Origin of the sequence: Fortiea contorta PCC 7126, assembly GCF_000332295.1 — a bacterium.
GTDB classification, from domain to species: domain Bacteria; phylum Cyanobacteriota; class Cyanobacteriia; order Cyanobacteriales; family Nostocaceae; genus Fortiea; species Fortiea contorta.
The window spans coordinates 895-15,693 of record NZ_KB235930.1 but is presented as its reverse complement, the minus strand read 5'-3'; the positions used below and the strand labels follow the sequence as shown (position 1 = coordinate 15,693).

General features: G+C 43.3%; 16 protein-coding genes. 4 read left to right on the top strand and 12 right to left on the bottom strand.

Going from position 1 to position 14,799, the window contains the following annotated elements:
* The first annotated feature begins 218 nt into the window (after positions 1-218).
* Positions 219-3,158 carry a zinc-dependent metalloprotease gene (locus tag MIC7126_RS0100095; RefSeq protein WP_017651076.1) on the top strand — a complete coding sequence of 980 codons (2,940 nt, stop codon included), beginning with the start codon at positions 219-221 and terminating at the stop codon, positions 3,156-3,158.
* A 59-nt stretch (positions 3,159-3,217) separates the two neighbouring features.
* On the opposite strand, the gene MIC7126_RS0100090 is transcribed toward MIC7126_RS0100095, so the two are convergent.
* The 6 genes from MIC7126_RS0100090 to MIC7126_RS0100065 all read right to left on the bottom strand — a co-directional run bounded on the left by MIC7126_RS0100090 (position 3,218) and on the right by MIC7126_RS0100065 (position 8,065).
* Positions 3,218-4,414 carry a class I SAM-dependent methyltransferase gene (locus MIC7126_RS0100090; RefSeq protein WP_017651075.1) on the bottom strand — a complete coding sequence of 399 codons (1,197 nt, stop codon included), beginning with the start codon at positions 4,412-4,414 and terminating at the stop codon, positions 3,218-3,220.
* Positions 4,415-4,434: 20 nt separating this feature from the next.
* On the bottom strand, positions 4,435-5,049 hold the full coding sequence (locus MIC7126_RS0100085; RefSeq protein ID WP_017651074.1) for a HEAT repeat domain-containing protein: 615 nt from the start codon (positions 5,047-5,049) through the stop codon (positions 4,435-4,437).
* Positions 5,050-5,082: 33 nt separating this feature from the next.
* A complete protein-coding gene (locus tag MIC7126_RS0100080) occupies positions 5,083-6,354 on the bottom strand; it encodes a HEAT repeat domain-containing protein (RefSeq protein WP_017651073.1) in 1,272 nt (423 codons plus the stop codon).
* 197 nt (positions 6,355-6,551) lie between these two features.
* Positions 6,552-7,046 (bottom strand): C-phycoerythrin subunit alpha, encoded by a 495-nt coding sequence (cpeA, locus tag MIC7126_RS0100075; protein WP_017651072.1) that lies wholly within the window; start codon positions 7,044-7,046, stop codon positions 6,552-6,554.
* A gap of 79 nt (positions 7,047-7,125) precedes the next feature.
* Entirely contained in the window at positions 7,126-7,680 is a 555-nt protein-coding gene (gene cpeB / locus MIC7126_RS0100070) for a C-phycoerythrin subunit beta (protein ID WP_017651071.1), read from the bottom strand.
* Between the two features lie 229 nt (positions 7,681-7,909).
* A complete protein-coding gene (locus tag MIC7126_RS0100065; RefSeq protein WP_238553586.1) occupies positions 7,910-8,065 on the bottom strand; it encodes an NblA/ycf18 family protein in 156 nt (51 codons plus the stop codon).
* Between the two features lie 422 nt (positions 8,066-8,487).
* Here MIC7126_RS0100065 and MIC7126_RS0100060 point away from each other — a divergent pair, with 422 nt between their 5' ends.
* Both MIC7126_RS0100060 and MIC7126_RS0100055 read left to right on the top strand, forming a co-directional pair.
* Positions 8,488-9,096 (top strand): phycobiliprotein lyase, encoded by a 609-nt coding sequence (locus MIC7126_RS0100060; protein WP_040629909.1) that lies wholly within the window; start codon positions 8,488-8,490, stop codon positions 9,094-9,096.
* Positions 9,089-9,643 (top strand): hypothetical protein, encoded by a 555-nt coding sequence (locus MIC7126_RS0100055; RefSeq protein ID WP_017651068.1) that lies wholly within the window; start codon positions 9,089-9,091, stop codon positions 9,641-9,643. The genes MIC7126_RS0100060 and MIC7126_RS0100055 overlap by 8 nt, the downstream gene beginning before the upstream one ends.
* A gap of 35 nt (positions 9,644-9,678) precedes the next feature.
* Here the strand turns inward: MIC7126_RS0100055 and MIC7126_RS0100050 are convergent, their stop codons facing one another.
* The 5 genes from MIC7126_RS0100050 to MIC7126_RS26940 all read right to left on the bottom strand — a co-directional run bounded on the left by MIC7126_RS0100050 (position 9,679) and on the right by MIC7126_RS26940 (position 13,782).
* Positions 9,679-10,656, bottom strand: coding sequence for a cysteine synthase A (locus MIC7126_RS0100050; protein WP_017651067.1), 978 nt, complete (start codon positions 10,654-10,656; stop codon positions 9,679-9,681).
* 80 nt (positions 10,657-10,736) lie between these two features.
* Positions 10,737-11,330 carry a Uma2 family endonuclease gene (locus tag MIC7126_RS0100045; protein ID WP_017651066.1) on the bottom strand — a complete coding sequence of 198 codons (594 nt, stop codon included), beginning with the start codon at positions 11,328-11,330 and terminating at the stop codon, positions 10,737-10,739.
* A gap of 301 nt (positions 11,331-11,631) precedes the next feature.
* Positions 11,632-11,946 carry a type II toxin-antitoxin system RelE/ParE family toxin gene (locus tag MIC7126_RS0100040; protein ID WP_017651065.1) on the bottom strand — a complete coding sequence of 105 codons (315 nt, stop codon included), beginning with the start codon at positions 11,944-11,946 and terminating at the stop codon, positions 11,632-11,634.
* A gap of 5 nt (positions 11,947-11,951) precedes the next feature.
* Entirely contained in the window at positions 11,952-12,215 is a 264-nt protein-coding gene (locus MIC7126_RS0100035; RefSeq protein ID WP_026099922.1) for a type II toxin-antitoxin system ParD family antitoxin, read from the bottom strand.
* Positions 12,216-12,324: 109 nt separating this feature from the next.
* Positions 12,325-13,782 (bottom strand): NACHT domain-containing protein, encoded by a 1,458-nt coding sequence (locus MIC7126_RS26940; protein WP_154655790.1) that lies wholly within the window; start codon positions 13,780-13,782, stop codon positions 12,325-12,327.
* Positions 13,783-13,927: 145 nt separating this feature from the next.
* On the opposite strand from MIC7126_RS26940, the gene MIC7126_RS0100025 reads away from it, so the two are divergent.
* Positions 13,928-14,164 (top strand): DUF2281 domain-containing protein, encoded by a 237-nt coding sequence (locus MIC7126_RS0100025; protein ID WP_017651062.1) that lies wholly within the window; start codon positions 13,928-13,930, stop codon positions 14,162-14,164.
* Positions 14,165-14,463: 299 nt separating this feature from the next.
* On the opposite strand, the gene MIC7126_RS0100015 is transcribed toward MIC7126_RS0100025, so the two are convergent.
* Positions 14,464-14,799, bottom strand: a 336-nt coding sequence (locus tag MIC7126_RS0100015; protein ID WP_154655974.1) for a transposase, incomplete at its 5' end; no start/stop codon positions are given.

The window sequence follows — 14,799 nt, the reverse complement described above, 5'->3', positions numbered from 1 at the left end:
TGATGTCAAAATCATACGTACTGTTTGCTACAGAAGCAATTGTTAGCCAAAATACTACAGCAAAACAGTTCAATCATGGTGATGATCATTAAATTAAAAAGTTGATGGGTGAGGATCAAGCGATCGCCGGTGCTTTATTGACGCTGTGGCGTACTAAGCTGTAGAAATTTGCCAAAATGAAAATCTAGCGATTTATTTCGTTATCAGGGGTAGATTAAATGCATAAACTAACGTTTTATGTCCTCTTATTGCAAGGTTTATTTTTAGGAATAACAACCGCTAACGCCAAGTCACAGCCCATGAAGGTGGTAAAAACTGATTTAGCTCACCAACAGACAGAGATGGTACGTGTGAGCCAGTCAGCGAAGGAATTATTAGGTATTTCTACTAAAAAGGTTGCCTCAACGCCGGGAAAAACGCCCAAACAAGTTTGGGTGCTGAATCAAAATCAACAAGTAGAACACCAAGCTTTTGATTGGGTAGTAGAAAATCCGCAACAAGCAGGAAAGCAACCATTTTTGCAAGCAAAAAAACCCACCAGCAAACCTGATGAAAAGCCTAAACCCAGTAGTGACAAACCACCCAAAAAGGATGATTTAGAACCATTTGAAGAAGTGGTGAAAGACACAGACAAAACTGAGGGTTTATTTACACTTTATCGCCAAAAAGACAAGAATAAAATTTATTTAGAAATTCAACCAGAACAACTGAATAAAAATTACCTAGCCACCTCAACTTTAGAATCGGGGATAGGTGAGCAAGGAATTTATAGCGGTATGCCTTTGCAAGATTTCCTATTTTATTTCAAACGAGTAGACAATAATCTGCATTTTGTTGTCCGCAATGTCAATTTTCGCACCAGAGAAGGCGATCCACAAGCGCGATCGCTCGCTCGCTCTTTTAGTGATTCTGTGCTCTACACTATCCCCATCAAAAGTATTCATGCAGAACGAAAAACCCTCTTAATTGACTTAGGTGATTTACTCCTAACCGATTTAGCAGGTTTATCTTTAAGTTTAGGTGTCACCGCTAGCACAGAACAATCTTATTTTGGTAACGCGCAAGCTTTTCCACAAAACGTAGAAATTGAATCAGTATTGAATTTTTCTGGTGGAGGTGCTGGTGCTAACAATCCTGAAAGCGAAATGCTCAGTTTTGCTACCTTACCTGATGGTCGCGGTTTCACTCTCCGTGTTCATTACAGTCTTTCTCAACTCCCCACCAGTAATTACCAGCCACGCCTAGCTGATGAGCGTGTCGGCTATTTTATCACTGCATATCAAGACCTCACCAAAGACGATCAAGGCGATCCCTTTGTCCGTTATATCAATCGTTGGCACTTAGAAAAGCAAGACCCCCAAGCAGCAATTTCCGCCCCCAAAAAACCAATTGTTTTCTGGATTGATAATGCTGTTCCTTTTGAATACCGCGACGCCATTAAAGAAGGCGTTTTAATGTGGAACCAAGCTTTTTTAAAAGCCGGATTCAAAAATGCAATTGAAGTCCGTCAAATGCCAGATGATGCTAAATGGAATCCAGCCGATATCCGCTACAATACAATCCGCTGGATTAACACCGTTGATGGTTTCTTTGCAATGGGGCCATCCCGCGTCAATCCCTTGACTGGGGAAATTTTGGATGCAGATATTTTAGTAGACGCGAGTTTAGTTCGCTTGCTCAAAAATGAATATCGCCAAATTGTCCAACCCAGCCAAGTCCGTAGTTCTTTGTCAGCTTTGATGCAAAATCAGCAAATTTGCAGCCCTGGTCAACCCCAGTCTAAGCAAAAGCCTTGGTGGAGTCGTTTGTCTAGATTGGCTAGTGAATATGACTTGTGCTACAGCATGGAAGCTGGTCGTCAGTTCGCCTTGGGTTCGGTAGCGATGTCGCTTTTGCAAGACGCTCCCCCGACCCAAGACCAATTGAAAGCATATATCCATCAACAAATACGTTTAATTATTGCTCATGAAGTTGGTCATACCCTGGGGTTACGCCATAACTTCCGTGGTAGTACCTTGCTACCACCAGAGCAGTTGAATAGTAAAGACATCACTAACAGCAAGGGTTTAACTACTTCGGTGATGGATTATCTCCCTCCGAATATTGCTCCCCAAGGTACGCCCCAAGGTGATTATTTTCCCAATGTTGTAGGGCCCTATGACGAATGGGCGATTAAATATGGGTACACACCAATTCCCACACCCAGCCCCCAAGCTGCTAAACCTATATTGGCAGAAATTGCCGCGCAATCGGAACAGCCAGAGTTGAGTTACTCCACAGATGAGGATCGGTCAGACCTCGATCCCACTGCTAATGCTTGGGATAACAGTAACAATGTGCTGGTTTATTCACAGTGGCAATTAAATAATTCTCTGGTAATGTGGGAGCGGCTGAATAAGCGTTATCCTATTGAGGGTGAGAGTTACAGCGATGTCAGTAACCGATTTGTCACCATTTTGTTTAACTATTTTCAACATCTTTTTTATACAACAAAATACATTGGTGGTCAGTCTTTCTACCGTATTCAACCTGGTAGTAACTTCAACTCTCAACGTCGCTTACCATTTGCAGCCGTACCTGTGGAACAACAAAGAGAGGCTTTGAAGACGTTGCAAAAATATGTATTTGCGGAAGATGCGTTCAATTTTTCACCAGAATTGTTGAATAAATTAGCACCTTCTCGCTGGCGACATTGGGGGAGTTATCCGGCGATTGGGCGTTTGGATTTTCCTATCCATGATTTAGTGCTGTCTTTGCAGAGTGAGGTATTACACACTTTACTGTCCAGCGATCGCCTGACTCGCCTCAAGGATATTGAATTGAAGAATAACTCAGAAAAAGCACTGAGCATTCCGGAGTTATTTAATACCTTACAAGAAGGAATTTGGACAGAAGTGCTCAAACCCAAAGGAAATTCCTTAAAGATTTCCAGTCTGCGGCGCGGTTTACAGCGAGAATACCTAAATCTGTTGACGGCGATGGTGTTGCGACAAGAAGCCGTCCCAGAAGATGCGCGGACAATAGCTTGGTATAAAATTCGACAATTACGCGACAGATTAGGGTCAGTTAGTGCCAATGATGAGTATACCAAAGCGCATTTGTTGGAAACACGCGATCGCATTGAGAAAGTCTTGAACGCGCCCATACCAGGGAGTTAGTGGGAATGGGGAGAGGGATGCAGTTATGTTCCTAATCCCCCTACTTTTTCTAGATTTATTCAACTACTCTGGGGAGTGAGAAGAATGATTTGCTGTTTTTGGAGCGATCGCACATCTGCTAAACTCGCTCCTACTGATAGCAAAATGTCCCTGACTGTTTGCTTGCCATCACAAGCCTGCAAAAATTGCCACTCAGCTTCACTAATATTTACAATTTGATAGTCATGGTTAAAAAATTGTTGACTATCTCGCCATCCCTGAATACAGGGGCTGGGTTCAGGAATTGCAGACATCAGTTTGGTGTCAGAGTCCCAATTTTCTCTGGTGATGGGGCTACGTCCTAAGAAAAACTCATAGTGGGTAATCATTTGCGGATCGAGCAATTCTATCAGACGATAGCGCTGGCGATCGCTTAAAGTCTGCGCCCGTTCAATTAACTCTGGTGCTTTGCTAATTAACCGCTCTAACTGCCAAATTTGGGGGTTAGAAAACCCGAGAAACTCTAACCCAGATGCGTCAATTAATTCAAAAACCGTATTGATGTTGTAATCAATTTCCTGGGGATGCACATACATATCTGCAAAATAAGCATCTCGTTGATTTTCCCACGACCAGCGCTCCTCTTCCCGTTTCCGCAGGCGGTTATCTTCCGGTAGGGAAGCAAACAATTTTCGCCCAATAGCTACGCCATCAGTATAATCGCCTTGTTGGTCGCCTTGCAAAAGCGCGATCGCCTCTTGCATCAACTGAATTTCCCAGCGCCCCAGTTCCCCATACACAAAGATGTGTATTATACCACCAGGTGAGAGCTTTTTAGCCAAGGCTTGAATGCCACGAATCGGGTCTGGGGTATGGTGGAGTACCCCCACACAATTAATCAAATCAAACTCACCCGGAAGCTGTTCCACATCAAACAAACTCAAGTGATGAAACTCCACCCGCGTTGCTCCTGATTTTTGACAACGCTCCTGAGCAACACTCAACGCCCCACTACTCAAATCAATACCCACAACCGCCGCTTCCGGGTTGAGATGCACCAAATATTCTGTACCTACCCCCGTCCCACACCCAGCATCTAAAATGCGGACATTGTTATGAGAAGGTTTTTGTCCGGTACAAAAGTTATACGCCGCTAGCCAATTCCAGCGCCAGTTATAACCTGGAGGCGGTTCATCTAATAACGGCTCTGGCGGAAAAGGATAGGTATTGTAAAGTTTAGCAACTGCTGCACTAATATTTTGGGAATCTGGCGTCATTGTAGTTACGTAACTGGTAATTATCTTTCGCCGCGCTGAAACTTGACTGTCATTTCCAGGCGAGACAATGCACTAATGGCGGACTCGCGGACGTAGGAATCGGTGGATTCATCAGCAATTAAAGACTGTAGCACCTCTACACCCCGACTATCGCCAATGGAGGCGATCGCATTCACTAAAGAAATTCCCAAGGCTGGGTTATCTGTGGTTTGCAATGCTTGGATTAAAACATCTACCGCCGGCGTACCAATTTCACCCAAAGCCATAACTGCAGCAATGTGTACCACAGGGTTGGAGTCTTGGAGAGCCGTTTTTAAACCTTGTATACCTTCATCTGGGAAGGGTTCTTCTGGATGATTGATGGCTACTTGGGCTAGTGCTTTCGCCGCACTTCCCCGGACAGTAACGTTATCGCTATTAAGAAGGGCTGCGACTAAAGGAGTGATAGCATCAGGGCCAATCGCTCCTAGGGCTTTGACTGCTGCTCGTCGATAGGTGGTATCTTCTTCATCGAGAATACTCATCAATCGCGGAATTGTTGTCTCATCTGGATTCTCAGCCAGCGCCCACATTGCTTGATCGCGGAGGTGGGGATTTGGGTGTTTGAGTTGTTGGAATAGTTCTTCTGTGGACATAGTTTTGAATTAAATAATTATAGGTCTGCACCATCAATTACGAGTGCTTAAGGCTTTTTCCCGAATCAACCAGTCACTATCTTGTGCTGCTTGCTCATAACCGCTGATATCGCCGAGTTTCTCTAAGGCCATGAAAGCGGCGTATTTCAGATCCCAAATTTTGGTTTCTAGACAGGCTTTGAGTTGGGGAATTGCTTGAGAATCGCCTATTTCACCAAGAGCGATCGCTGCTGCTGCTCGTGATTTTTGAAACTGTGGTTCTTTGTTGTTCAAGGCTTCTATGAGCAAATCATAGGCTGGGGCGTGTTTCAACCAGCCAAATAGTTTCATCACATGGAAATGGGCGCCGTAATCGTTGTGCGCTTCGGCGGCGTAGGTGGCGAACAGCGCTTCTGGTGCTGCATCAGGGTAACTTTCTAAAATGGTTTTGGTAGCTAAATAGCAGCGCCCAAAGTCGGTTTCATACAATCCCTGAATCAGAACTGGTAGAGTCGGGAGGCGATCGTAACTGTGGACTAAATTCAAATCCTGGGGGCGATCGTATAATGTCTGCTCTAAATGCGGTTGAATTGTGGCAAAATCCAACTTTCCGGCCGCAATCCCAGCTTCTGCTAAGGTGCGAATCCCTCGCAGCCGAAACACCAAGGATACTGGACAGCGAGCAATATGCGGAATGGCGTCATAGTACCGCGCATCCATTAAATCTTGGATGGACAAGCGCCGCCCTAACACGTTGGTGTGTTGCAACATTGCCACCACCTTCTGCATTTGAGAATAATCCCCGGTGAGGCGGCAGACTCCAGCGATCGCCGCGCTGGCTGTGGGTGGGTCTGTGTCATTGACAAATTTTTGAATTTGTGGTATTGCTGCTTGATAATTAAATTTGGTTAAGGTGTGGATAATGACGCGATAAGTTTGCCCAGGCTTGTCTAGCAATTTAGCTATATCTTCTAGGATATCGGGGTCTTGAGTGCCGATTTCCCCGATCGCCCAAACAGCATTTTCTACTGTGTAGCAGTCTTCATCAACCAAACAAGCGCGAATCACTGGTAAAGCCACCTCGGCTTGGAGTCGCCCTAGAGTTTCTACGGACTTGCGCCGGACGATGCGGTTATCTAGGGAAGAATCGGTTTGCTGGACTGCGCGCATCAAGGCGTTGATTGATTGTGCTGTGGGGAAGTTGACCAAATGGGAAGCGGCGATATAGCGGGAATCATCTTCGCTCAGTTGGTTTTGGGGCGTATCTAGCAGCGCGATCGCTTGGTCTTCTGTAAGATTAAATAAATTAAAAAAGCGTTTATCCATAAATATTGCTGAGTGCTGAGTGGGCGCGGAGCATTGTCTCTTGTCTCCCTTGCCGCCTGCCTTCCTCAGTTTAAAACAAAACAAACCCAGAGATTCTTTGCTATTACTCAACCTTTGCAGGAAAAGGAAAGAGCCAAGAATCTCCGGGCTAGAGGGTAACAATTACCCTGTGATCAAATCACGAGTCCAGGAATCAACTAGGACAAGGAGTTGATAGCGTAGTCAAGTAGTGCGTTGTATTCGGTCAATGCTTGAGCAGACATGTCGCGAGGAGCACAACCACGGTTACGAGCAAAGCTCAATGCTTCAACGTAAGGAGCGGTGGGCAAGCCCAAAGCGCGATAAACTTCACGTTGACCAGCAATACCCCACTCATCCAATGGGCCTGTACCACCAACTACCAAGCTGTATTGGATCAAGCGCAGGTAGTGTTTGATGTCACGAGCACACTTGGACTTGAAGGTGTCGGTGGAGTTAGCTTCACCAGCGTTGTTCAAGTAAGGATATTTCTTGATACAAGCGTTGTAAGCTTCGTTAGCAACTGCATCGATGTTGTTAGCTAGCTTTTCTGCAGCTTCCAAACGAGCAGATGCACGTTGGATAGAACCTTGTACTGATTCTAAATCAGAGGTGCTGGGGAAACGACCTGCAGCATCAGCAGATGCGATAACGGTGGTAACAACTGATTTCATTTCTTAATTCTCCCAAAAGGCTTTTAATTTAAACTGTGTTAGATGTCAATCTCTGGAGTTAATTGCTACTAGCAATTGACTAGCTCAGAGCAGAAATCACGCGATCGAAGTAGCTGGAAGCTTCAGCAACCAAGCTAGCGCAACGATCTTCGGTGACGATGGAACCCATCTTACGCAATTTTGCACCAGCAAACTTTTCACTGGGAGTGTCTTGGATGTGAGCAGCTGCTTGAGCCTTCATGATTTGAACGGCACGTACAGTTGAGGTGGTGGGTACGCCTAATGCTGCGTAGGTTTCTTTCAAACCGTTCAAGCAACGATCATCTAGAACTGAAGCGTCGCCAGCTAATAAAGCGTAGGTTACATAGCGTAGGATGATTTCAGCATCACGCAGACAAGCAGCCATGCGACGGTTGGGGTAGCAGTTACCACCGGCTTGGATCAAGCCTTGGTTTTCGCAGATCATACCAGCTACTGCATCAGAAACCATGCAGCTAGCGTTACTAGCGATCGCATTTACTGCGTCTAAACGTCTGTTGCCGCTAGCAACGAATGCTCTGAGGGCAGCAATATCAGATACGGTGGAAGTGCTGGCATCTGCTGAAACTACAGCTCTAGAAAAAGCGTCAAGCATTTCGCTCTCCTTGAAAATTGGTTATCTGTAAAACTTGAGTGCCTGTTCCTTGAACAAGACAATATAGAAGATAAAAGATGATGGCTATCTCAGTCTCAGTTATGAGAAACAAAGTAATAATCCTTAACAAACAATCCCCACTTAGGGGATTCCTAAGCGGGGAAATTGCTGAAAGTTTTTGGTGAGGAGCGAAACGTGATGGGGTTGGTGACTTTACTGGAAGTGTCACCTATACCTGTTTGAGAAGATGCTTAATCATGTTGTCTTTCACCATTAACTGGCGCAGCACTTCCAAAAGGAACTTTTGAGATTCTTCCTGGCTTAACCCCTTCACCTGTTCTTCGTAAAGTTTGAGGTTGAATTTCTGCTCTAAGTTCAGATCCATAGGGATATCCATAGTTTTTACTCTCCAGGGTTTCGCAATATTAGTTTTATTTAGCCTCTACAGCTTATATTAACAAAAATTACACATGCTTGACAAGTGAACACATTTAGACGTTATCGAATAAACGATCGCATTAAGGACTACCAAATCAAAAACAACCTCAACTTGCTTGAATAGTGGGTGTCCCCATTCCCCATCCCCTGTTCCCTGCTCTCTGCCATACATTAAATATTTTGCAAAAATCGCCAAAAAACCAAAACGCACCAGAGACGGAGATAACACATATATCTGAGTCTATCTACGGTGGAATTGCCAAAATTTGGACTGCCACAAAAGGTCGATGTTACAGGGATTACCCTCGCAGTTTTATAATTGATCAACAGAGGTTACTCAACTTGTTGTTTGAAATTGGCTGGGAAATTATGGATGCAATGGAGTTTTTTCAACTCAGCACGGGAAAATGGCGATCGCAGCGCACCACACACCATTTAGCCTTCAAGCGGTCTGAAGCTGGGGAGTCTGAGATCTATGTTGAAGCCCTAGCAGCTGACGCTCCGCAAGTGATTGAAATTTGCCAACTCCATCAAGTTGACCCCAAGTTGGCTGTGGGGGGTGCTTTCGTTTCTTGGGAAGGTGCAATGGGATGGGACAGAGAGGAGGAAAATCATAAAGGCTCAACAGTATTTTCTCTGATACCTGATGCTTCGCATCCCCGCCAAGGTTCGCTGTTGCGAGAGCGGGGTTATGCGGAAATTGTGCCAGTAGCAGGGCGCTATCACATGGATGATGAAGACGGATTAGTTTTGACGACTGAGTACGAAACTATGAGTTCCGTTGAAAGGTTTTGGTTTGTCAGTCCCGGTCTGCGGATGCGGAGCAGCACCGTCAAACGGTTTGGTGGTTTTAGCACCGCTACCTTCTGTACGGAATTCCGAGTTACAGACGCCTCGGAAATTGACCTGACAAATCTGAGTCCTGAGCAAATCACAGCGGCTAAACCCACAAAATACTTGTCTTTCTTTGGTGGGTAAATTAATCGCCACCACCAGTAACGATCCATTGGCGCGGGGGCTAGACTACCTGTACGCAGTCCGCAGTCTGGCTCTTGACGCAGAGATGATCGATGTGGTATATGATCTGCATCGTCGTGCACCCGTGTGTACTTGGATTGATGAGCATATTGATGCAGTTAACGCCCAACTCGCCAAATATCTTCAAGCTTGCCATGATTGTTTTCATGCTTGGGAGCAACCGCTAATTGAAATTTTTGCTGCTCCCTTGGCTGAGTCTTTTGGGATTGACGGTTTATGCAATCTTCAGACTCGCCCGATTACGATTTTGATTGATGTGGGGCGAGTGATACCAGAAGACTGGCTATTATTAGTGCTCCATGAGTATGCTCATGCTCATGTGGGTATTCCGGGACATCACGAACAATTTGCGCGCGCGCTCGCTCATCTGTGTTTAGGATTAGGAATTGCGCCGCTCGGTTGGCAATCTGGAATAGAATATCAACTGCGGTCTTATCCTGATTGTCGTCCCACTCGAAACCCGTTAGCTTTTTGGCTAGGGGAATAACACTCCCCGACCGTTGCGGACGGGGATAATTATCATCACGCTTCAACCGCAAGTCCTTTAGAGGCTAACCAATCGCGGTTGAAGATCCGCGATTGATACCGGGAACCACTATCACACAAAATGGTGACGATTGTATGTCCTGGGCCTAATTGTTTAGCGATCGCCACTGCAGCTGCAACATTAATTCCAGTGGAACCACCCATCAACAGTCCGTCTTTTCTCAATAACTGATAAACCACCCGCAACGCTTCTGGATCATCGATTTGAATAGCGTCATCAACGGGTACGCCTTCCATATTAGCAGTGATGCGACTATTGCCAATGCCTTCAGTAATTGAGTTACCCTCTATCTTGATTTCACCTGTTTTAAAGTAACTATAAATTCCACTACCAAAAGGGTCAGCGACAACACACTTAACCGCCGGATTCTTTTCTTTCAAATACAGCGACACACCCGCAAATGTGCCACCAGTCCCAGTTGAAGCTGTCCAAGCGTCAATTTTACCATCTGTCTGTGCCCAAATTTCCGGCCCAGTGGTTTCATAATGAGCTAAACGATTGGCTAAATTATCAAACTGATTTGCCCAAATAGCGTTGTCCAATTCAGCGGCGATTCTGCCAGATAGTTTAACGTAGTTGTTGGGGTCTTTATAGGGGACGGCGGGGACGGGACGGACTTCTGCACCCAATGTCGTCAGCGCGTCGATTTTTTCTTGCGACTGGGTATTAGGAATAATAATTAAGCATTTGTAGCCTTTAGCATTGCAGATATGGGCTAACCCAATGCCAGTATTACCAGCAGTACCCTCAACTACTGTACCACCGGGTTTGAGTAAGCCTTTTCTTTCCGCATCTTCGATAATGTATAGTGCGGCGCGGTCTTTAACGGAACCGCCAGGATTGAGGAATTCAGCTTTGGCGAGGATTTCGCACCCTGTTTCTGCACTGAAGCTGTTTAAGCGAATCAGCGGTGTGTTACCAACAGTACCCACGAAACCGTTTGTAATGCTCATTTTGATTATACCTAGGTTTTCTCTATAAAAATTTTGGCTGATAACGGTAACAAGATGGTACTGATTGCAGCAGAAATCAACTATTGGCGAATTTCTTTGAGAAACTCTGTCCGCGCTTCAATTATTGAAGGCATTAAAACACATCTGGTGAATAATTTTATATCTAATTCTGGCAGTAATTTACTTTGAGTAATTTGCTCATAACTATCATTGTTTAGATGATATAAAAATAATTGATTATTTTCCCAAAACCAGACTTCACTAATATTAAATCGCCGATATTTTTCCAATTTATTGATACTGCCACTAGTAATATTAATTTCAATTGCTAAGTCAGGATTATCTTTTTTTTCTCCTATATAATAAGATTCGTCAGGTTCAAAAGATGCACCTTGATCTTTAGCTCGACGAGTGGCACTACCCACAGGGATAAAGTTTATACCTTTTTCACACAGATATAATTCTATTAGAAAACCAATAATAGTTTTCAGCATTTCGTGTTGTTCGCCAAGAGTCATAAATTCTATAAACGTATCCAGATAAGTTAACCGTAAACCGGGGGCGTCTGCTGTGAGTGCTAAAATTTTCTCAAACTCTTCCCAGGTATAATTTCCTGGTAGAAGAAATCGCTGTTCTGAGAGGGTGGTAATTTTCTCTAAAGTTTGTGGAGTCATAACTCATGAGTTTGATTTTATAGATGGCTATGTTCGACTGGGGGTGGAAATAATAGACTTCTTGCTTTTATTCGGATTGTCTCCTCGTTGTTAAATAATTTTGTAACAGATTTCATCAGCCGTGTTCACAAAAAACAATAAAAATGTCTTTCTCTATTCCCTAGCCTCTAGTCCCTAACCCCTTTTTTTTACGTATGTCTAATAACTATTTATATTATATAATTAACAGCATAAGTTAAATATATTGGCTAGCGTTGAGTATAGCGATCGCTTACATTAATTGCAGAATAAATTATAATTTTCAATCTTCGTCAAATATGGATTCAATATCCCTTGCATCATGAATGACTCGGAGAATCTCAATTGTGGAATCGGTAACGCAGTAGAATATGAGATATTTTCTAAATCCTGTAATAGCTATTTGTCGAATGTTTTCTAGTTGAGGATGAACAAATTGACATAATTTTCCCATAGCTGGGGTTTTCGCTAATTGTTTAAATGTTACTTCTGCTGCTGTTAAAAAGTGGTCTGAAGCATCTAAGTTATCTTGTGCTATGTACGTTGCTAAGTCTATTAAGTCCCGGATAACTTGAGGTCTTTTTTTGATTTCAAGCATCACGGCTAAATTGTATCTTGACGTTTACTCATTCTTTGAAGTACTGCTTGACGAATATCTTCCCAATCTGTAGCCGTCATTTCTGTTGTATCTCCAGAATTTAATCCATCCAAAAGCATTGTTTCTAAACGTTCTTTAGCTCTCTGTTTTTGGTCTTGTCGCACTAATTCACGAAAATATTCGCTGACACTGCTGTAACCACCTTGAGCTACCTGTTCTTCTACATAAGCTCGCATAATGTCAGGTAAGGAAATATTGATACTTTTCACGAGGGTGATTTCCTAAATTTGTTTTTCTACATTATGACAGTTTTTGCCATTTTATGTCATTGTAAATTAGCATTGTGTAGAGCGATCGCTATTTTTTTTGTATAATATCTCAGGTTTGACGCGATCGCACTAGTTGAATGAAAGTGTCACTGACGGTATGATCTTTAGTTTCGGCGGCGTATTGAATTAACATTTCCCGCAAATTTTTAGCATCATCTATTGGTATTGTGGTAGCCAAGAGAAAATAAACACCGCGAAATCTTGGATCACTAATATGCTCAGTTACTCTATTATCTTTTTGTTCGCCTAAAAATGTCTGCACGATAAAAAATTCTTGGATTTTGTCGTGACGAAAATTCCATTTTTTAGTTGGTTTCTCCTCAAAATCGACCAACTGACGACTAATGACCATTTTGTGACGTTCCATGCACTGTAATTCTTCTAGCCACTCTTCAGGAGGGATAGCTGACTCGTCGTTGAGGCGCATTTGGTAGACAGTTTCTGAAAAAGCTTCGAGGGGAAAGATTTTGGCAAAATAAAGGCGATTGTAATCCTCTGCCATCATCTCATATTGTTGCTGTTGCAAATTCAATAGATTCGGTTTTTCTCTCTGCGCTATCATCAGGGCGACAACGGTCAATTCCATCGGGTTTGACAGCATCCGTCGGATAGCTTTTTGTTCTTCTTCTGACTGCGGCTGAGAAAGAATAGTAGCGAGATAGTTTTTACAAGCTTGCTCGTAATCTGACCCTTTGACCGAAGCATTCGAGGGTAAAATCTCTTGGCGGGATACGAGAAACTGTTCAATTTGCTCTTGATTCAGGGGTTGTATAATATAAGTCTGAGCGTTAGAGGGAGGAGTCCATTCTAAGGGCTGAGTCGCCAAGATAATATTCCCTTTAAAGTAACGCTCGACAAAACCAGTGATATTGGCGCGAGTATCTGGAGTAACTTCATTTAACCCATCAATACAAATATCTATTGCACCACTGTATATCAGGATTTCCAGAAAATTAGGGTCTTCTTTTACATGGCCATGCAGTTTATCTTTAATAGCTTCTATCACGCCTTGGGCGCATTTTTGAGCAGGTAAGTAAACAACAATTCGCTGGGAAGATTTGACTAGATGTCGCAGAAACATCGATTTACCTAATCCAGATTCGCCTTCGAGAATAACTTGCTCTTTAATCTCAGGAATTGCTTCTCGAATTGATTTAATATCTGTCGAACCTTGAAGTTTTACATCTGAATTGGCGAAATAAGTATGAACATCAAAGGTGTCTAAATGTGCATCAGAAAGTAAGGAATCTTTGAAGGGAATAAATAATTTATAACGGAGAAAGGGAATCCAAGTTAGAGCCAAATCAACATACCACAACCCCAAAATCTTCCGTACTTTTGGATTCCAAAAAAAGATTGCTTGAACTTGGGAAGATTTGGGATAAATAAAGATTAAAACAACCCAAAAGCCTATTTGTATCAACCAGCCCTTTCCTATCCAGTTGATGATTTTTACCCGCAAATCAGATTGTTGTTTTTGTTTAAGAGCAATAAGAGAGCTACTCAAGGTGTCAACTTGTGTTTTACTGAAAAGGTTACTATTCTCTTTTCTCACCTTGAGAGCTTTATCAAAAGCAGTGATACGCATAGCTTAATGTACACGATATAATTGCGATCGCTAATAGATTAATTTATAGCAGAGGCTAGAAAACGTGAGTATTGAAGAACTCATCATAGACAAAGTTAGGATATTACCTCCTGACAAGCAACAAGAAGCATTAGATTTTGTAGAATTTTTGCTAGCAAAAATACAAAAACAAGAGTTATCTATTCAAGAAAAAAAGTCAGGAATTTCAGCTTTGACTCTAGCTCAAGAATACATTGTTTGTGTCGAAGCAGCAGGTGACTTGTCTACTAATAAAGATTATATGGATGGCTACGGTTCGTGATGCAGCGGGGTGTATTGCTAGATACGGGGCCATTGGTTGCTGTAGTTAATCGTCGTGATCAGTTTCATCGCTGTTTAGGTCTATACTCCCAATTTTACCAATTCACTCTAGTCGATTATTGGGCATGGGGTATTACTCGTAATCCACTCGATCAGTCACAGCTTTTAAATTTTTCTTAAGCACTGCTTTGCACTGGTTGCAGGTCGTATAAAGCGATGAGGCTTCAAAGGGTGATATCTCCTTCCCGCAAACTGCAATAACAACAGATTCCCCGTTCCAGCCACCAGGGACAAAATGAACTATTTTTGACATCTCACCAACTCCCGGAACAATAAACGTGCAGCATAGGATGCAACCTTCATTCGCACCAGCTTGACCGGGCGTCCGGCGGCTTTTTCAGTATCCAGCAATCCACCCAAGGTGACGCCTATGTGATTAGCCAAGCGCGATCGCTTAGGTTCAATCCTGGTAAACACCCACTGCCACAAAGCCTTGCGGCAAAGGTCACTACCTCCAATTATCTTACTTTTATGTTTATCACCAGATGACTCCAAGCTGGGAGCTATGCCCAAAGCTTTTTGAAATCTCCTCAACGAAAGGTGACGCTTGGTGGATTTTTTGGAGTTACACCCCTG